Below are 18,383 nucleotides of genomic sequence, written 5' to 3' on the forward strand. Positions count from 1 at the left end.
GGAGATGTGACGGCAATGGCTACGGATGATCTCCGGCTCCGCGATGCATCCGCCGTCCTCGACAAGGCCGCGGGCGAGAACTTCCCCGTGGCCCCCTTCTTCCTGCCCCGCGCCTGGCGCGACGACCTCATGGCCGTCTATGGAGTGGTGCGGCTCATCGACGACATCGGCGACAGCGACCTCGCACCCGAAGCCGCACACGCCCGCTACCTCGGCCTCGACCCGGCCCACGCCGACGACCCGCCGCGGCTGCTCGACGCCGTCGAGGCCGACCTCGGCAGGCTCTTCGACGGCGGCGAACCCGGCCACCCTCTGGTGCGGGCACTGCGGCCCACGGCCGAACGCACCGCCGTGACGATCGACCCCTTCCTCGGACTGATCGCGGCCAACCGCCAGGACCAGCACGTCACGCGCTACAAGACCTTCGACGACCTCGTGGCGTACTGCGCGCTCTCGGCGAACCCCATCGGCCGCCTGGTTCTCGCCATCACCGGCACCACCACCCCCGAACGCCTGCGTCTCTCCGACGCCATCTGCACCGGGCTCCAGATCATCGAGCACATCCAGGACGTCGCCGAGGACCTGCGGCGCGACCGCGTCTACCTGCCGATCGAGGACATGTTGCGCTTCCACGTCAGCGAGGCCGACCTGGCCGCGCCCACAGCGGGCGCATCGGTGCGCGCACTGGTCGCATACGAAACAGAACGCGCCCGGCGCCTCCTGAATGAAGGCACCCCCCTGGTGGGTAGCGTCCACGGCAGGCTGAAGCTGCTGCTGGCCGGCTTCGTGGCAGGGGGGAGGGCGGCGGCGCACGCGATCGCCGCCGCCGGATACGACGTACTTCCCGGTCCACCCAAGCCCACCAAGCCCCGCCTGCTGCGCGAGGCCGGGGCGGTTCTGCGAGGAGAGGGGTGAGCCGGGCCGTGGAGTCAGATCCGCAGGTGTCCGCGCCGGTGCTCGCCGCGTACAGCTACTGCGAGACCGTCACCGGGCAGCAGGCGCGCAACTTCGCGTACGGCATCCGGCTGCTGCCCGCGCCCAAGCGGCGCGCCATGTCCGCCCTCTACGCCCTCTCCCGGCGCGTGGACGACATCGGCGACGGCGCGCTCGCGCCACAGGTCAAGGCGGACCGGCTCGACGAGACCCGGCAGCTCCTCGCCCGGATCCGCGCGGGAGAGGTGGCGGAGGACGACACCGACCCGGTGGCCGTCGCCCTCGCCCACGCCGCGGCGCACTTCCCCATCCCCATGGAGGGGCTCGACGAACTCATCGACGGCGTCCTGATGGACGTACGCGGTGAGACGTACGAGACCTGGGAGGACCTGAAGGCCTACTGCCGCTGTGTCGCCGGGGCCATCGGACGGCTCTCGCTCGGCGTGTTCGGCACGGAGCGGGGGGCGCTCGATGCCGAGCGCGCGCCGGAGTATGCCGACACGCTCGGCCTCGCGCTCCAACTGACCAACATTCTCCGGGACGTTCGCGAGGACGCCGTGGGCGGCCGGACCTATCTGCCCGCCGAGGACCTCGCCAAATTCGGCTGCTCCGCCGGGTTCTTCGGCGCCACACCGCCCGCCGGATCCGACTTCACGGGCCTCGTCCACTTCGAGGTGCGCCGCGCCCGCGCCCTGTTCGCCGAGGGCTACCGCCTGCTCCCCATGCTCGACCGGCGCAGCGGCGCCTGCGTCGCGGCCATGGCGGGCATCTACCGCCGCCTCCTCGACCGCATCGAACGGGAACCGGAGGCCGTCCTGCGCGGCCGCGTCTCGCTGCCGGGCCACGAGAAGGCGTACGTCGCCGTGCGCGGACTGTCCGGCCTCGACGCGCGGACCGTCTCACGGCAGACGGTCAGGAGGCGCGCGTGAGGTGCGTCAGAGGAAGCGGGGAGACGGCTGAGGCGGCCCCCGTGAAGCGGTGGGCAACCCTCCGCTCCATGGTCGCGTCCCAGACTGCGACAGCCGAAAGGGAGGGCGCGTGAACAGCGAGGACATGCGGCCGGACGGGTCGCCCGCAGATGCCGGAGGCCGCCCTGGTGGGGCGGCCGCCGTAGTGATCGGCGGCGGGCTCGCGGGCATCACAGCCGCGCTCTCGCTGGCCGACGCGGGACTGCGCGTGACGCTCCTGGAGGGGCGGCCGCGCCTCGGCGGCCTCGCGTTCTCCTTCCGGCGCGGCGAGCTGACCGTCGACAACGGCCAGCACGTCTACCTGCGCTGCTGCACCGCCTACCGCTGGTTCCTCGACCGCGTCGACGGCGCGCACCTGGCGCCCTTGCAGGAACGTCTCGACGTGCCCGTGCTCGACGCCGACCGCAACCGCCTCGGACGGCTGCGCCGCGCCGAGCTGCCCGTGCCGCTGCATCTGGCGGCGAGCCTCGCCACGTATCCGCACCTCTCGCTCGCCGAGCGCGCGAAGGTGGGGCGCGCGGCGCTCGCCCTCAAGGGGCTCGACCCGGCCGACCCCGTCCTCGACGGCCAGGACTTCGGCAGCTGGCTGGCCCGGCACGGCCAGTCACCGCGCGCCATCGAGGCCCTGTGGGACCTGGTGGGCGTCGCCACGCTCAACGCCGTCGCGGGGGACGCCTCGCTCGGGCTCGCCGCGATGGTGTTCAAGACCGGGCTGCTCTCCGACCCGGGCGCCGCCGACATCGGCTGGTCCCGGGTGCCGCTCGGCGAGCTGCACGACACGCTGGCCCGCAAGGCGCTCGACGCCGCGGGCGTGCGCACCGAACTGCGGGCACGTGTCTCCTCCCTCTCCCGCACGGGCGACGGCGGCTGGCGCGTGCAGGTGCCCGGCGAGACCATCGAGGCCGACACCGTCGTGCTCGCCGTGCCGCAGCACGAGGCGCACGACCTGCTCCCCGACGGCGCGCTCGACCACCCCGACCGGCTCCTCGACATCGACAACGCACCGATCCTCAACGTCCACGTCGTCTACGACAGGAAGGTGCTGAAGCGGCCGTTCTTCGCCGCCCTCGGCACCCCCGTCCAGTGGGTCTTCGACCGGACCGAGGCCTCCGGCCTCACCGACGGGCAGTACCTCGCTCTCTCGCAGTCCGCCGCCCACGACGAGATCGACGCGCCCGTCGCCGCGCTGCGCGAGCGCTATCTGCCCGAGCTGGAGCGGCTGCTGCCCGCCGCGCACGGCGCGCGGGTACGGGACTTCTTCGTCACCCGCGAGCGCACGGCCACCTTCGCCCCCACTCCCGGCGTCGGCCGGCTCAGGCCCCCGGCCCGCACCAAGGCCCGCGGCCTCTACCTCGCGGGCGCGTGGACCGCCACCGGCTGGCCCGCGACCATGGAGAGCGCCGTACGCAGCGGGATCAGCGCGGCCGAGGCCGCGCTCCGCGCACTCGACCGCCCCCGTGACCACCTCTTCGCATTCGAGGAGGCGGCGGCGTGAAGCTCGACCTCCTGGGGTCAGGTCCCCAGAGAACCAGCACCGGAACAAGAGGAGAAACTGTGCCGACTGTGCCCTCGGCCGAAACGGCTGCCGACACGGTGGACGTGACCTCACTGCTCGAGCGCGGAAGGACGCTGGCCACCCCGGTGCTGCGGGCCGCGGTGGACCGTCTCGCGTCGCCCATGGACACCGTCGCCGCCTACCACTTCGGGTGGATCGACGCCGCGGGCAACCCGTCCGACGGCGACGGCGGCAAGGCCGTGCGCCCCGCGCTCGCCCTGCTCTCCGCCGAGGCCGCGGGCGCGGCCCCCGAGGTCGGCGTCCCCGGCGCGGTCGCCGTCGAACTCGTGCACAACTTCTCGCTCCTCCACGACGACCTCATGGACGGCGACGAGCAGCGCCGCCACCGCGACACCGTATGGAAGGTGCACGGGCCCGCGCAGGCCATCCTCGTCGGCGACGCCCTCTTCGCGCTCGCCAACGAGATCCTGCTCGAGATCGGCACCGTCGAGGCGGGCCGCGCCACGCGCCGCCTCACCACCGCCACCCGCGCGCTGATCGACGGCCAGGCCCAGGACATCTCCTACGAGCACCGCGAGCGGGTCACCGTCGAGGAGTGCCTGGAGATGGAGGGCAACAAGACCGGCGCCCTGCTCGCCTGCGCCGTCTCCATCGGCGCCGTCCTCGGCGGCGCGGACGACCGCACCGCCGACATCCTGGAGAAGTACGGCTACCACCTCGGCCTCGCCTTCCAGGCCGTCGACGACCTGCTCGGCATCTGGGGCGACCCGGAGGCCACCGGCAAGCAGACGTGGAGCGATCTGCGTCAGCGCAAGAAGTCCCTGCCCGTCGTCGCCGCGCTCGCCGCGGGCGGGCCCGCCTCCGAGCGCCTTGGCGAACTCCTCGCCGCCGACGCCAAGAGCAGTGACTTCGACAGCTTCTCCGAGGAGGAGTTCGCCGCGCGCGCCGCCCTCATCGAAGAGGCCGGCGGACGCGAGTGGACCGCCGAGGAGGCCCGCCGCCAGCACACCATCGCCATCGAGGCACTGGACACCGTCGAGATGCCGGACCGGGTGCGGGCGCAGCTCGTCGCGCTCGCCGACTTCGTCGTCGTACGGAAGAGATGATCACTATCGGCCAGATATGACTCGCAGTCGCCGGCCGGCGCCCAGCGCGTCGGCCGACGGCGGACCCAGAGCAGAGGAACCGACTGCACGAAGGGGAAGCCATGACAGCGACGACCGACGGAAGCACCGGAGCGGTGACGCCCCGTGTGGCCGCGGCCAGCCAGCCCATCGAAACGATCGCCGCGCCGGCGGGCGCACGGGACGCCGCCGCGCGCGCCATACAGCGCTCGGCCGACTTCCTGCTCTCCCGGCAGGACGCCGAGGGGTGGTGGAAGGGCGACCTCGAGACCAACGTGACCATGGACGCCGAGGATCTTCTCCTGCGGCAGTTCCTCGGCATCGGGGACGAGCACACCACACACGCCGCCGCGCTCTTCATCCGCGGTGAGCAGCGCGAGGACGGCACCTGGGCCACGTTCTTCGGCGGCCCCGGCGAACTCTCCACCACCATCGAGGCGTACGTCGCGCTCCGCCTGGCAGGGGACCGGCCCGACGAGCCGCACATGGCGAAGGCCGCCGAGTGGATCAGGGACCGGGGCGGCATCGCCGCGAGCCGCGTCTTCACGCGCATCTGGCTCGCCCTCTTCGGCTGGTGGAACTGGGACGACCTGCCCGAACTCCCCCCGGAACTCATCTACTTCCCCTCATGGGTCCCGCTCAACATCTACGACTTCGGCTGCTGGGCCAGGCAGACGATAGTGCCGCTCACCATCGTCTCCGCCAAGCGTCCCGTGCGCCCCGCGCCCTTCGCGCTGGACGAGCTGCACACCGACGCGGGCGAGCCGAACCCGGCCAGAGCACTGGCGCCCGTGGCGAGTTGGGACGGCGTCTTCCAGCGGCTCGACAAGGCGCTGCACGTCTACCACAAGGTCGCGCCGAGACGGCTGCGCAAGGCCGCGATGAACAGCGCGGCCCGCTGGATCATCGAACGGCAGGAGAACGACGGCTGCTGGGGCGGGATCCAGCCGCCCGCGGTCTACTCCATCATCGCGCTGCACCTGCTCGGCTACGACCTTGAGCACCCGGTGCTCAAGGCCGGGCTCGCCTCGCTCGACCGGTTCGCCGTCCGGCGCGAGGACGGCGCCCGGATGATCGAGGCCTGCCAGTCACCCGTGTGGGACACCTGCCTCGCGACGATCGCCCTCGCCGACGCCGGACTCCCCGCCGACCACCCGCAGTTGGTCAAGGCCGCCGACTGGATGCTCGGCGAGCAGGTCGTGCGGCCCGGCGACTGGTCGGTGCGCAGGCCCGGACTGACCCCGGGCGGCTGGGCGTTCGAGTTCCACAACGACAACTACCCCGACATCGACGACACCGCCGAGGTCGCCCTCGCGCTGCGCCGGGTCGCGCACCCGGACAAGGAGCGGGTGGACAACGCCATCGAGCGCGGGGTGCGCTGGACCCTCGGGATGCAGTCGAGGAACGGCGCCTGGGCCGCCTTCGACGTCGACAACACCAGCCCCTTCCCCAACCGGCTGCCGTTCTGCGACTTCGGCGAGGTCATCGACCCGCCGTCCGCCGACGTCACCGGGCACGTCGTGGAGATGCTCGCCGTCGAGGGCCTGTCCCACGATCCGCGCACCCGGCGCGGCATCGAGTGGCTGCTCGCCGAACAGGAGCCGAACGGCGCCTGGTTCGGACGCTGGGGCGTCAACTACGTATACGGCACCGGGTCGGTGGTGCCCGCGCTGATCGCGGCCGGACTGCCCGCCTCGCACGCCTCGATCCGGCGCGCCGTGAGCTGGCTGGAGTCGGTGCAGAACGACGACGGCGGCTGGGGCGAGGACCTGCGCTCCTACCGCGACCGGGGCTGGGTCGGACGCGGCACGTCGACCGCCTCGCAGACCGCCTGGGCGCTGCTCGCACTCCTGTCGGCGGGCGAGCGCGAGGCCGCGTCCGTGGAGCGGGGCGTGACGTTCCTCGCCCGGACCCAGCGCGCGGACGGCTCCTGGGACGAGCCGTACTTCACCGGGACCGGCTTCCCCTGGGACTTCTCCATCAACTACCACCTCTACCGGCAGGTGTTCCCGCTCACCGCGCTCGGCAGGTACGTCAACGGCGAACCGTTCGCGGGCGGCCCCTGCCACACGCCCAAGGGGAGCTGATGGGCGAGGCCCCGGCCCGTCGGCCGGGCCCCGCACCGCTGCTGATCGCCTGCGCGCTCGGCATCGAACGCCTCGCCCTGCGCACCGGCGACCATGGGGGCGCCCCGGGAGCCATGACCGTGCTGCGCACCGGCATGGGACCGGAGAACGCCGAGCGGGCCGTCGGCGGGGCGCTCGGCAGCGGGCCGCTGCGGGACGCGGCCGTCCTCGCCACCGGCTTCTGCGCGGGGCTCGCCCCCGGCATGCACCCCGGTGACCTCGTCGTCGCCGGGGAGACCAGGGACGCGTACGGCAGCACGCCGTGCACGGGCACGGAACTGCTCGTCGAGGAGCTGGCGCGGGCCCTGCCCGGGCGCACCGTGCACACCGGCCCGCTCACCGGCTCCGACCACGTCGTGCGCGGCCCCGAGCGCGGCGCCCTGCTCGCCACCGGGGCGATCGCCGTGGACATGGAGTCCGCCGCCACGCTGCGCAGCGCGGTACGCGCCGGACGGCGGCCCGTTGCCGCCGTCCGGGTGGTCGTGGACGCCCCGCAGCACGAACTCGTCCGCATCGGCACCCTGCGCGGTGGAATATCAGCGTTCCGCGTCCTTCGTGCCGTGCTTCCCGCTTTCTTCGAATGGCACCGTTCCTCTTTGCTCCCCCGGAGGTGAGCCAGATGGCCATGCCGCTGCGCCAGACCATCAAGGTCGCTACGTATCTCTTTGAACAGAAGCTCCGCAAGCGTGACAAGTTCCCCCTGATCGTCGAGTTGGAGCCGCTCTTCGCGTGCAACCTCAAATGCGAGGGATGCGGGAAGATCCAGCACCCGGCCGGTGTGCTCAAGCAGCGCATGCCGGTCGCCCAGGCCGTGGGCGCCGTCCTGGAGTCCGGTGCGCCGATGGTCTCCATCGCCGGTGGCGAGCCGCTGATGCACCCTCAGATCGATGAGATCGTCCGGCAGTTGGTGGCCAAGAAGAAGTACGTCTTCCTCTGCACCAACGCCATGCTGCTGCGCAAGAAGATCGAGAACTTCACGCCGTCGCCGTACTTCGCGTTCGCCGTGCACATCGACGGCATGCGGGAGCGGCACGACGAGTCCGTCGCGAAGGAGGGCGTGTTCGACGAGGCGGTGGAGGCCATCAAGGAGGCCAAGAAGCGCGGCTTCCGCGTCACCACCAACTCCACGTTCTTCAACACCGACACCCCGCAGACGATCATCGAGGTGCTCAATTACCTCAACGACGACCTGAAGGTCGACGAGATGATGCTCTCGCCCGCCTACGCCTACGAGAAAGCACCCGACCAGGAGCACTTCCTGGGCGTCGAACAGACCCGGGAACTCTTCAAGAAGGCCTTCGCGGGCGGCAACCGCCGCCGCTGGCGGCTGAACCACTCGCCGCTCTTCCTGGACTTCCTGGAGGGCAAGGCGGACTTCCCGTGCACCGCCTGGGCGATCCCGAACTACTCGCTCTTCGGCTGGCAGCGCCCCTGCTACCTGATGAGCGACGGCTACGTCCCGACGTACCGGGAACTCATCGAGGAGACCGACTGGGACAAGTACGGCCGCGGCAAGGACCCGCGCTGCGCCAACTGCATGGCGCACTGCGGCTACGAACCGACCGCCGTCCTCGCCACCATGGGCTCCCTCAAGGAGTCCATCCGCGCCGCCCGCGAGACGGTCGCAGGAAGCCGCGGCTGACGAACGAACCAGTAAGGGGGCCCGAGCATGACCATTCTCGACACCATCCGGGGGCCGCGCGACCTGAAGGCGCTGACCGAGGCAGAGCTGGACGAACTGTCCCAGGAGATCCGGGAGTTCCTGGTCCACGCGGTCGCCAGAACGGGCGGTCACCTCGGGCCCAACCTGGGGGTGGTGGAACTCTCCGTCGCCCTGCACCGGGCCTTCGCCTCACCCGTCGACCGCATCGTGTGGGACACCGGCCACCAGAGCTACGTACACAAGCTGCTGACAGGACGTCAGGATTTTTCCAAGCTGCGCGGCAAGGGCGGCCTCTCGGGCTACCCCTCGCGTGAGGAGTCCGAGCACGACATCGTCGAGAACAGCCACGCCTCGACCGCGCTCGGCTGGGCGGACGGTCTCGCCAAGGCGCGCCAGGTGCGCGGCGAGCGGGGCCATGTGGTCGCCGTCATCGGGGACGGCGCGCTGACCGGGGGCATGGCGTGGGAGGCGCTGAACAACATCGCCGCCGCGCAGGACCGGCCGCTGATCATCGTCGTCAACGACAACGAACGGTCCTACGCCCCGACCATCGGCGGCCTCGCCGACCACCTCGCCACGCTGCGGACCACCGACGGCTATGAACGGGTGCTCGCCTGGGGCAAGGACATACTCCAGCACACCCCCGTCGTCGGAAAGCCGCTCTACGAGTCGCTGCACGGCGCCAAGAAGGGGTTCAAGGACGCCATCGCGCCGCAGGGCATGTTCGAGGACCTGGGGCTCAAGTACGTGGGGCCGATCGACGGGCACGACATCGGCGCCGTCGAGTCGGCCCTGCGCCGGGCGAAACGCTTCCACGGGCCGGTCCTGGTCCACTGCCTCACCGAGAAGGGCCGGGGCTTCGAGCCCGCGCTCGCGGACGAGGCCGACCGCTTCCACACCGTCGGCGTCATGGACCCCCTCACCTGCGAGTCCCTGGCGCCCGCGGGCGGCCCCTCCTGGACCTCGGTGTTCGGGGACGAGATCGTCCGCATCGGCGCCGAGCGCGAGGACGTCGTCGCCATCACCGCAGCCATGCTGGGGCCGGTCGGCCTGAAGAAGTTCGCCGAGACCTACCCGGACCGCGTCTGGGACGTCGGCATCGCCGAGCAGCACGCGGCGGTATCGGCCGCCGGGCTCGCCACCGGCGGCCTCCACCCCGTCGTGGCGGTCTACGCCACCTTCCTCAACCGCGCCTTCGACCAGCTCCTGATGGATGTCGCGCTGCACCGATGCGGGGTGACGTTCGTGCTGGACCGCGCCGGGGTCACCGGCGTGGACGGGGCCTCGCACAACGGCATGTGGGACCTTTCGATCCTCCAGGTCGTGCCCGGTCTGCGGATCGCCGCGCCACGCGACGCCGATCAGCTGCGCGCGCAGCTGCGGGAGGCGGTCGCGGTGGACGACGCGCCGACGCTCGTCCGCTTCCCCAAGGAGTCGGTGGGGCCCGCGATCCCCGCGGTGGGCCGGGTCGGCGGCATGGACGTACTGCTCCAGGACGACGAACCCGACGTACTGCTCGTGGCGGTCGGGGTGATGGCGCCGGTCTGTCTGCAGGCCGCCGAACTGCTCCGGGCGCGCGGGCTGCGCTGCACCGTCGTCGACCCGCGCTGGGTCAAGCCGGTCGACGAGGAGCTGCCCGGACTCGCCGCGCGGCACCGCCTCGTGGCGGTCGTCGAGGACAACAGCCGCGCCGCCGGGGTCGGCTCCGCCGTCGCGCTCGCCCTCGGGGACGCCGAAGTGGACGTACCGGTAAGGCGGTTCGGCATTCCCGAGCAGTTCCTCGCGCACGCCAAGCGCAGCGAAGTCCTTGCCGACCTCGGGCTCACACCGATCGAGATCGCGGGACGGATCGGGGCCACGCTGGCGGCCGAGGAAGGCGCCGGGGAGCGGAACGCGGGCAAGGAGCACAGCGTATGACCAAGGAGTTCGACCTCGGCAGGCTGCTCGCCGAGCGGGGCGCCGAGCGGTACGAGCTGCACGCCAGGCACCTCAATCACCAGCTGCCGCGCATGCTGCACACCATCGGCTTCGACAAGGTCTACGAGCGGGCCGAGGGCGCCTACTTCTGGGACGCCGACGGCAACGACTACCTCGACATGCTGGCGGGCTTCGGCGTGATGGGCCTCGGCCGGCACCACCCCGTCGTACGCAAGGCGCTGCACGACGTCCTCGACGCCTCCCTCGCCGACCTCACCCGCTTCGACTGCCAGCCGCTGCCCGGCCTGCTCGCCGAGCGGCTGCTCGGCCACAGCCCGCACCTGGACCGGGTCTTCTTCGGCAACAGCGGCACGGAGGCCGTCGAGACCGCGCTGAAGTTCGCCCGGTACGCGACGGGGAAGCCGCGCGTGCTGTACTGCGCGCACGCCTTCCACGGGCTGACCACCGGATCGCTCTCCGTCAACGGCGAGAGCGGCTTCCGGGACGGCTTCGCCCCGCTGCTGCCCGACACCGCCGTGCCGCTGGGCGATCTGGACGCGCTGCGCGCGGAGCTGCACCACGGCGACGTCGCCGCACTGATCGTCGAGCCCGTCCAGGGCAAGGGCGTGCACGCCGCACCGCCCGGATATCTGCGCGGCGCCCAGGAGTTGCTGCACCGGCACAAGGCGCTCCTTATCGCCGACGAGGTGCAGACGGGCCTCGGCAGGACCGGTGACTTCTACGCCTACCAGCACGAGGAGGGCGTCGAACCGGACCTGGTCTGCGTCGCCAAGGCGCTGTCGGGCGGCTATGTGCCGGTCGGCGCCACCCTCGGCAAGGACTGGATCTTCAAGAAGGTCTACTCGTCGATGGACCGGGTGCTAGTCCACTCGGCGAGCTTCGGCTCCAACGCGCAGGCCATGGCGGCGGGGCTCGCCGTCCTCGCCGTCATGGAGGACGAGGAGGTCGTCGAGAACGCCCGGGTGACGGGGGAACTCCTGAAGACCCGGCTCGCCGCGCTCGTCGACCGCTATGAGCTGCTGAGCGAGGTGCGCGGCCGGGGACTCATGGTCGGCATCGAGTTCGGGCGGCCCAAGTCGCTGAAGCTGCGCGGGCGTTGGTCGATGCTCCAGGCCGCCCGCAAGGGCCTCTTCGCGCAGATGGTCGTCGTACCGCTGCTGCAGAAGCACCGCATCCTCACCCAGGTCTCCGGCGACCATCTGGAGGTCATCAAGCTGATCCCGCCGCTGACGGTGGGGGAGCGGGAGGTGGACCGCTTCGTGGAGGCGTTCACCGCCGTCATGGACGAGGCGCACAGCGGTGGCGGGCTCATGTGGGACTTCGGCAAGACGCTGGTGAAGCAGGCGGTCGGCAACCGCTGAGGCGCCCTCGCCGGGTGCGCTTTCCTCCAGGGAGGCGCGGCTTTTGCCTCTCGGGCAAGAAAGTTGCCCGAGAGGCAAGGCTCTGGCTGAATCGGGGTATGAGCCCCGCCGAGTCCGCTGAGGCCCCAGAGCCCGCTGAGGCTCCAGAGTCCGTCGAGCCGCCGCCCGAGCCGCCCCAGGCGGCCCCGGCCGAGGCACTGCCCGCCGTCGCGCCGCGACTGCGCGAGCTGCGCCGCCGCGCCTCCCTCACGCTGGAGGCCGCCGCCCGCACCGCGGGGCTCTCGCCCGCCCATCTGTCCCGCCTGGAGACCGGGCAGCGCCAGCCCTCGCTGCCGATGCTGCTCGCGCTCGCCCGCGTCTACGGTGCGACGGTCTCCGAGCTGCTCGGCGAGACGGTCGCAGACCTGGACGCGGTCGTCCGGGGCGCCGACATGGAGCCGACCCGCGCGGGCGGCTGGACCTACTGGCAGGCGGGCGCCCCGGGCCGCGGCATGCAGGCGCTGCGCGTGCACGTCCCCTACGGGGCGCAGGGTGACATCGTGCGCGTCCACCCCGGCGAGGAGTGGCTGTACGTCATCGGCGGACGGCTGCGGCTGCGCCTCGGGGACACCGCGCACCTCCTCGCGCCGGGCGACAGCGCGCACTTCGACTCGCTGACCCCGCACCGGATCGCCGCCGCCGACCGGGGCGGCGCCGACCTGCTGTTCGTACACACCTTGTTGCAGAGCCCCGCCACCGCGCTGTGCCTCGGTGGCCCCACGCAGGGAGAACCGACATGACCGAACCCGAGCCGCACGGATCCGCCCGCCCCGCCCGATCCGAGCGGCCCGCCGAGAACACGATGGAGGAGAAGTTCCCGCGGGCGCTCTGGGTCCGGCTGATCATCTATGTGGCGGTCGGCCACATCTTCGCGGCCTTCGTCTATCTGCTCTTCGAACTGGGAGCGCAGAACAAGTGAGGGACGCGGGGGACCGCCTCGGACTCATCAGTCGAGCAGGCGCTCGCGCAGCCGCTCCCGCGTCTCAGGGGTCACCTTGAGGCCTTCGGCGAGATACGTGTCCGTGTCGCCCCAGGTCTCCTCGATCGTCTCGAAGGCCGCCGCCAGATACTCGGCGCGCGCGTCGAAGAGGGGGTTGAGCAGCTCCATGACCTCGGCGGACATCGCGTTCGCTGAGTCGCTGGTGCGGTGCACCTTGTAGCGGCGGTGGGCCGCGTTCGACTCCAGGTAGTCCGCCTCGATGGCGTCACGCTCGACGTCCACGGCCAGCAGCGTGATCGCTATCGACAGGCCCGCGCGGTCCTTGCCCGCCGCGCAGTGCATCAGCGCGGGCACGCTGTCCTCGGCGAGCGCGTGCAGCACCCGGCTGTGCTCGGCCGTGCGCTCCTTGATGATCGTGCGGTACGAGGCCGCCATCCGGCCGGCGGCCTTGCCGTCGGAGAGGATGGCGCGCAGCTGGTCGAGATCGCCGTCGCGGACCATCTTCCAGAACTCGGCGCCGTCGGCCGGATCGGTCAGCGGCAGGTTCACGTTGCGCACGCCGGGCAGCGCCACGTCGGGGCCTTCGAGGCGCTGGTCGGCGGCGTTGCGGAAGTCGAAGATCGTGTGCAGGCCCAGCGAGGTGAGGAACGCCGCGTCGGACGCGGTGGCGTGCGCCAGGTGACCGCTGCGGAAGAGCCTGCCGGGGCGGACCCGGCGGCCGTCGACGGTCGGCAGTCCGCCCACGTCACGGAAGTTGCGCACACCGGCCAGCTCGGGCTCTGACAGCTCTGACAGCTCTGGCGGCGGGGCTTGCTGCGTCACGGGCACTCCTCGGGGCTCTGCTGCCGGCGCGGCTCGCCGGTGAAGACGCCTTCGACGATACGACACGCGTTCCCGGGGCAATGGCTCCCTGCCGCCCACTGATTTCCCGCCGCGGGGCGTATTCCGGCTTTGGGTGAATCTTGACCGGTGGCTTATCTCACGCCTCGTCAACCCCTCCCTACGGTGGCGTAAGTCACTTAGGGAGGTGAAGGATGTGACTTCGTGAGAGCAGAGTCGACAACCTTCGTCAATCACCCCTACAACAACGGCGTATTCAACTCCTACGCAGCCGTCGGCGACAGCTTCACGGAGGGCGTGGGCGACCCGGGGCCCGACGGCACGTTCGTCGGCTGGGCCGATCGTCTCGCCGTCCTGCTGGCCGACCGGGTGCCCGAGCACACCTTCCGGTACGCCAACCTCGCTGTGCGCGGCAAGCTCCTCGACCAGATCGTCGCGGACCAGGTGCCGCGCGCCAAGGAGCTGGCCCCGGACCTCGTGACGTTCTGCGCGGGCGGCAACGACATCATCCGTCCCGGCACCGACCCCGACGACGTCGCCGAGCGCTTCGAGCGGGCCGTCGCCGACCTCACGTCGGCCGTCGGCACGGTCATGATCACCACCGGGTTCGACACCCGCGGCGTCGCCGTCCTCAAGCGCCTGCGCGGCAAGATCGCCACGTACAACATGCATGTCCGCGCGGTCGCCGACCGCTACGGCTGCCCCGTGCTCGACCTGTGGTCCCTCAAGACCGTCCAGGACCGCCGCGCGTGGGACGGCGACCGGCTGCACCTCTCCGCCGAGGGTCACACCCGCGTGGCGCTGCGCGCCGCCCAGGTGCTCGGCCTCGAAGTGCCCGCGGACCCCGACCAGGCGTGGCCGCCGCTGCCGCCGCGCGGCACGCTCGACCTGCGGCGCGACGACGTCCTCTGGGCGCGCGAGTACCTGGTGCCGTGGATCGGCCGGCGCATCCGGGGCGAGAGCTCGGGCGACCATGTGGCGGCGAAGCGCCCGGACCTGCTGCCGCTCTAGCGCGTCAGGCCGGTGCCCGCAGGCCTCGGACGACGGGGGTGAGGAGACGGGCCGGCTCGGGGGCGAAGTCGGCTGCCAGGGCGCCCGGTTCGGGGGAGGTGCGGTTCAGCTCGACGAGAGTGGCCGACGGGTGCGTGGCCGTCCACGTGCTCGCGGCGAGCAGCGCGGTGGCGAGGATCAGGTCCTGCGCCGCTTCGGCGCCCAGGCCCGTGTGCGGGCCGGTGAGGGCGGCGGTCAAGGTGTGCACCGCCGAGGTGGACGCCTCTTTGTAGGTGCGGACGGCGTCGAGCGAGACGTTGTGCTCCAGTGTGGCCGCCGTGTCGCTGAGCAGATCGCGGAAGAGCGGGTCGGCGTCGAGGCTGTCCGCGAGGAGTCCGGCGAGGCGGGCGGGGGGCGAGCGGCGCCGGCGGGTCGGCTCGTACCGCCTGCTGGACGCGCGCGGCCCAGTCCCGGTAGCCCGCGGCGGACAGGTGGAGGACTCCCTGCGCCGGGCACCGACTGCATCGACCTCTACCAGATCCACCGCCTCGCCCCATCGACGGACATCGAGGAGACCCTGTCCGCCCTCACCGACCCGCTGCGCAGCGGCAAGGTGCCCGCGATCGGCACCTCCACCTTCCCCGCCGCACAGCTCGTCAAGGCGCGGTGGACCGCGGAGCACCGCGCCCTCGCGCGCTTCAGGGCCGAGCAGCTGCCGTACTCGATCATCGCGCGGGGCGCCGAGCGGGACGTACTGCCGCTGATGGAGCGGTACGGCATGGGCGTACTGGTGTGGAGCCCGCTCGGCAGCGGCCTCCTCACCGGCCGCTACCGCAAGGGGCACCGGCCCACCGGCGGCCGCGTGGCCATGGAGCGCGCCCGCTTCACCCATGAACGCAAACGGGACACGCGGTCCGCGGCCTGAGCGCGGGCGGGGGAAGACGCGTCCGCGGGCGCCGCAGGCCGGACGGCGTCGACGTGAACGGCGTGGACATAATAGGAACCCTGCCCACCTTTTCAGGAGGTCCCGTGTCCCGGTCCTTGATCCCCGGGCTCCGCTCGCTGCGGTCCCCCGCCTTCGGCGCGGACCCGGCCGGCGCGCGGCTGGCGCGGATCCGCAGGTCGCCGAATTTCTCCGTGGCCGAGGGGTCCTTCCAGAACCCCGTGGGGGCCAGGACCAGGCCCTCGGGGTCCACCATGGAGCTGGCGAAGATCTACTTCCGCAAGGAGGAGCGCGTACGCCGTGGCCCCGCCGCCCCGATCCCGGTGCACGCCACGACCCTCGCCGACCTCGCCAAGCCGCCGGCCGACGGGCTGCGGATCACCTGGATGGGGCACTCCAGCGTCCTCGCCGAGATCGACGGGCGGCGCGTGCTCTTCGACCCGGTGTGGGGCGAGCGGTGCTCTCCGTACTCCTTCGCGGGGCCCAAGCGGCTGCATCCCGTGCCGGTGCCCCTGGAGGCCCTCGGCCCGGTCGACGCCGTCGTCATCTCCCACGATCACTACGACCACCTGGACATGCCGACGATCAAGGCACTGGCCGGTACCGGCACCGTCTTCGCGGTGCCGCTCGGCGTCGGCGCCCACCTGGAGCGCTGGGGAGTGCCCGCCGACCGGCTGCGCGAGCTGGACTGGCACGAGTCGGCCGAGGTGGCGGGGCTGACCCTGACGGCGACGCCCGCGCGGCACTTCTGCGGCCGCGGCCTGCGCAACTACCAGCACACGCTGTGGGCGTCCTGGGTGGTCGCGGGGCCCGAGCACCGCGTCTACCACAGCGGGGACACGGGCTATTTTCCCGGCTTCAGCGACATCGGCGCCCAGTACGGCCCCTTCGACGTCACGATGATCCAGATCGGCGCCTACTCCGAGTTCTGGCCGGACATCCACATGACGCCCGAGGAGGGCATGCGGGCCCACCTGGACCTTCAGGGCGGGCGGCCGCGAGGGCTGATGCTGCCGATCCACTGGGGGACGTTCAACCTCGCCCCGCACCCGTGGCCGGAGCCCGGTGAGGGCACCCTCGCCGCCGCGCGCGGCGCGGGTGCCGCGCTCGCGCTGCCCTGCCCCGGCGAGCCCTTCGAGCCCGGTGCGCCGAACGTGCCGGCCGCGCCCTGGTGGCGCGGTGTCGCGGTCGTACCGGACGGCGGCTGGCCCGAGGAGGCCGTGGAGAGACCGCGGGCCTCGGCGGCCGACAGCGGCGATCAGGAGGCCGCGCCCGTCGCCTAGCACGCGCGTCCAGCGTCAGCCCCCATGAGCAGAACCCGCGCCCCGGCCGTCCTCGGCCGGGGCGCTTCCTTCTGTCCTGTGGTCCTTCTGTCCACTGGGTCCGAGGACGCCGCCGTTGCGAACGCGCATACGGATCGAATCGGACCCCCGTGCGAGGCGTCATACCAGAGCGGGACGCACCCCCGCTGACTTTGTCAACTGCCCACCGCACTTGATGCGTTGCCGACTACCGTGAGTGTTCGTCGGGCGACGCAGGGATCACGACGCGGGCATGCCCTCGCGACCTGCCGGCCGGCACGGCGATGCCGGAACCATGCCGGAACCAAGTCTCGAGGACGCAGATGTCTCACCTACGCGCACCGGCCGCCCGCGCAGACCGCCGCGAGGGCGGACGGCACGGCAGGCCCGGCAGCCGGACCGCCACGGCCCTGCCCGAGACCCACATACGGCCCCAGCTCCTGCGGATCGCCGTGCTGCCCGCGGTCGCCGTCGGCCTGAGCGCCTGCGCGGCCGTGCTCTTCACGCTGCGGTCGACCGGCGCCCGGCCCGCGCCCGCCCTGCTCGCCGTGCTCACCGCCGCGACGCTGGTCGGCCTCGCCGGCATCGTGATCGCCGCCGTCGCGGCCGACCGCGCCGCCAGGACCGTACGCGACCGGATCGGCGCCCTGCGCCGCACCACCGCGCGCGGCCAGGCGGAACTGCGGGAGGTCGTCGAACAGCTGCGGCGCGGCGACCAGCCGCCCGCGCGCGGGACACCGCCCCGGGCCCGGCAGGGCGGCGACGAGTTCGATCAGCTCGCCGATGAGCTGACCCGCGCCCAGGACGTCGCCGTCGACGCCGTCGTGCAGGCCGCCCAGCTCTCCAGCCACGCGGGCAGCGAACAGAAGGTCGAGGTCTTCGTCAACCTCGCCCGGCGCCTGCAGTCGCTGGTGCACCGCGAGATCTCCCTGCTCGACGAGTTGGAGAACGACGTCGAGGACCCCGAGCTGCTCAAGGGCCTCTTCCACGTCGACCACCTGGCGACCCGCATCCGCAGACACGCGGAGAACCTCGCCGTGCTCGGCGGCGCCGTCTCGCGCCGCCAGTGGAGCAGCCCCGTCTCGATGACCGAGGTGATGCGCTCCGCCATCGCCGAGGTCGAGCAGTACTCCCGCGTCAAACTGGTGCCTCCCGTCGACGGCACCCTGCGCGGGCACGCCGTGGCCGACGTCATCCACCTGCTCGCCGAACTGGTGGAGAACGCCACGGTGTTCTCCGCACCGCACACCCAGGTCCTGCTGCGCGCCAACCTCGTGACCGCGGGGCTCGCCGTCGAGGTCGAGGACCGGGGCCTCGGCATGCCCCTTGCCGAGCAGACCAAGATGAACCGCCTGCTCGCCGACCCCGACCAGGTGAACGTCGCGAGCCTCCTCCAGGACGGGCGGATCGGCCTCTTCGTCGTCTCCGCCCTCGCCCGCAGACACGGCGTCGCGGTCCGCTTGCAGACCAACATCTACGGCGGGGTGCAGGCCGTACTGATCCTGCCGCAGGAGCTGTTGGGCGCCGAGCCGCAGGAGGAGCCCGCCATGCGACGGCGCCCGGCGGCCGAGGCGGCGGCACGGGGCGCCCTGGACGACGTACGGGCCGGGCCGGGCGTACGAGACGGAGGTGAGGCACGAGATGCGCAGGGCATTCCGCAGGGAGCCCCCGGGGCTTCTCGGCCCCCGGCCCCACCGGAAC

General features: G+C 72.2%; 17 protein-coding genes. 15 read left to right on the top strand and 2 right to left on the bottom strand.

What is annotated here, in order from left to right:
* Positions 1 to 15 precede the first annotated feature (15 nt).
* From hpnC to GKQ77_RS04760, 11 genes are all read left to right on the top strand, one after another.
* Entirely contained in the window at positions 16 to 915 is a 900-nt protein-coding gene (gene hpnC / locus GKQ77_RS04710; protein WP_219687428.1) for a squalene synthase HpnC, read from the top strand.
* On the top strand, positions 912 to 1,862 hold the full coding sequence (hpnD, locus tag GKQ77_RS04715; protein ID WP_219687429.1) for a presqualene diphosphate synthase HpnD: 951 nt from the start codon (positions 912 to 914) through the stop codon (positions 1,860 to 1,862). Before hpnC ends, hpnD begins: the two co-directional genes overlap by 4 nt.
* 124 nt (positions 1,863 to 1,986) lie before the next feature.
* Positions 1,987 to 3,396: a hydroxysqualene dehydroxylase HpnE gene (hpnE, locus tag GKQ77_RS04720; RefSeq protein WP_219687442.1), complete on the top strand. Its 1,410-nt coding sequence runs from the start codon at positions 1,987 to 1,989 to the stop codon at positions 3,394 to 3,396.
* Positions 3,393 to 4,523, top strand: coding sequence for a polyprenyl synthetase family protein (locus GKQ77_RS04725; protein WP_219687430.1), 1,131 nt, complete (start codon positions 3,393 to 3,395; stop codon positions 4,521 to 4,523). Before hpnE ends, GKQ77_RS04725 begins: the two co-directional genes overlap by 4 nt.
* A 101-nt stretch (positions 4,524 to 4,624) precedes the next feature.
* Positions 4,625 to 6,628, top strand: coding sequence for a squalene--hopene cyclase (gene shc, locus GKQ77_RS04730; protein ID WP_219687431.1), 2,004 nt, complete (start codon positions 4,625 to 4,627; stop codon positions 6,626 to 6,628).
* On the top strand, positions 6,628 to 7,281 hold the full coding sequence (locus GKQ77_RS04735; RefSeq protein ID WP_219687432.1) for a phosphorylase family protein: 654 nt from the start codon (positions 6,628 to 6,630) through the stop codon (positions 7,279 to 7,281). Before shc ends, GKQ77_RS04735 begins: the two co-directional genes overlap by 1 nt.
* Positions 7,282 to 7,286: 5 nt before the next feature.
* Complete coding sequence (gene hpnH, locus GKQ77_RS04740; RefSeq protein WP_219687433.1) at positions 7,287 to 8,309, top strand: adenosyl-hopene transferase HpnH; 1,023 nt, start codon at positions 7,287 to 7,289, stop codon at positions 8,307 to 8,309.
* Between the two features lie 27 nt (positions 8,310 to 8,336).
* Positions 8,337 to 10,247 carry a 1-deoxy-D-xylulose-5-phosphate synthase gene (dxs, locus tag GKQ77_RS04745; protein WP_219687434.1) on the top strand — a complete coding sequence of 637 codons (1,911 nt, stop codon included), beginning with the start codon at positions 8,337 to 8,339 and terminating at the stop codon, positions 10,245 to 10,247.
* Entirely contained in the window at positions 10,244 to 11,629 is a 1,386-nt protein-coding gene (locus GKQ77_RS04750; protein ID WP_219687435.1) for an aspartate aminotransferase family protein, read from the top strand. Before dxs ends, GKQ77_RS04750 begins: the two co-directional genes overlap by 4 nt.
* Before the next feature lie 98 nt (positions 11,630 to 11,727).
* Positions 11,728 to 12,408: a helix-turn-helix domain-containing protein gene (locus GKQ77_RS04755; RefSeq protein WP_258020843.1), complete on the top strand. Its 681-nt coding sequence runs from the start codon at positions 11,728 to 11,730 to the stop codon at positions 12,406 to 12,408.
* 62 nt (positions 12,409 to 12,470) lie between these two features.
* Positions 12,471 to 12,587, top strand: a complete 117-nt coding sequence (locus GKQ77_RS04760) for a DUF6126 family protein (protein WP_125518172.1) — start codon at positions 12,471 to 12,473, stop codon at positions 12,585 to 12,587.
* Positions 12,588 to 12,614: 27 nt separating this feature from the next.
* On the opposite strand, the gene GKQ77_RS04765 is transcribed toward GKQ77_RS04760, so the two are convergent.
* A complete protein-coding gene (locus GKQ77_RS04765) occupies positions 12,615 to 13,430 on the bottom strand; it encodes a tyrosine-protein phosphatase (RefSeq protein ID WP_308117546.1) in 816 nt (271 codons plus the stop codon).
* A gap of 222 nt (positions 13,431 to 13,652) precedes the next feature.
* On the opposite strand from GKQ77_RS04765, the gene GKQ77_RS04770 reads away from it, so the two are divergent.
* Positions 13,653 to 14,459, top strand: a complete 807-nt coding sequence (locus tag GKQ77_RS04770) for an SGNH/GDSL hydrolase family protein (protein ID WP_219687436.1) — start codon at positions 13,653 to 13,655, stop codon at positions 14,457 to 14,459.
* A 4-nt stretch (positions 14,460 to 14,463) separates the two neighbouring features.
* On the opposite strand, the gene GKQ77_RS33175 is transcribed toward GKQ77_RS04770, so the two are convergent.
* Positions 14,464 to 14,982 carry a hypothetical protein gene (locus GKQ77_RS33175; RefSeq protein ID WP_308117547.1) on the bottom strand — a complete coding sequence of 173 codons (519 nt, stop codon included), beginning with the start codon at positions 14,980 to 14,982 and terminating at the stop codon, positions 14,464 to 14,466.
* A 21-nt stretch (positions 14,983 to 15,003) separates the two neighbouring features.
* On the opposite strand from GKQ77_RS33175, the gene GKQ77_RS33180 reads away from it, so the two are divergent.
* The 3 genes from GKQ77_RS33180 to GKQ77_RS04785 all read left to right on the top strand — a co-directional run.
* The gene (locus GKQ77_RS33180) at positions 15,004 to 15,363 is read left to right on the top strand and encodes an aldo/keto reductase (RefSeq protein ID WP_372459829.1); all 360 of its coding nucleotides are present in this window, start codon (positions 15,004 to 15,006) and stop codon (positions 15,361 to 15,363) included.
* A gap of 104 nt (positions 15,364 to 15,467) precedes the next feature.
* Positions 15,468 to 16,664 (top strand): MBL fold metallo-hydrolase, encoded by a 1,197-nt coding sequence (locus GKQ77_RS04780; protein WP_219687438.1) that lies wholly within the window; start codon positions 15,468 to 15,470, stop codon positions 16,662 to 16,664.
* A gap of 341 nt (positions 16,665 to 17,005) precedes the next feature.
* On the top strand, positions 17,006 to 18,383 hold a 1,378-nt coding region (locus GKQ77_RS04785; protein ID WP_258020844.1), incomplete at its 3' end, for a sensor histidine kinase.

The organism is Streptomyces anatolicus (genome assembly GCF_019400875.1).
GTDB lineage: Bacteria > Actinomycetota > Actinomycetes > Streptomycetales > Streptomycetaceae > Streptomyces > Streptomyces anatolicus.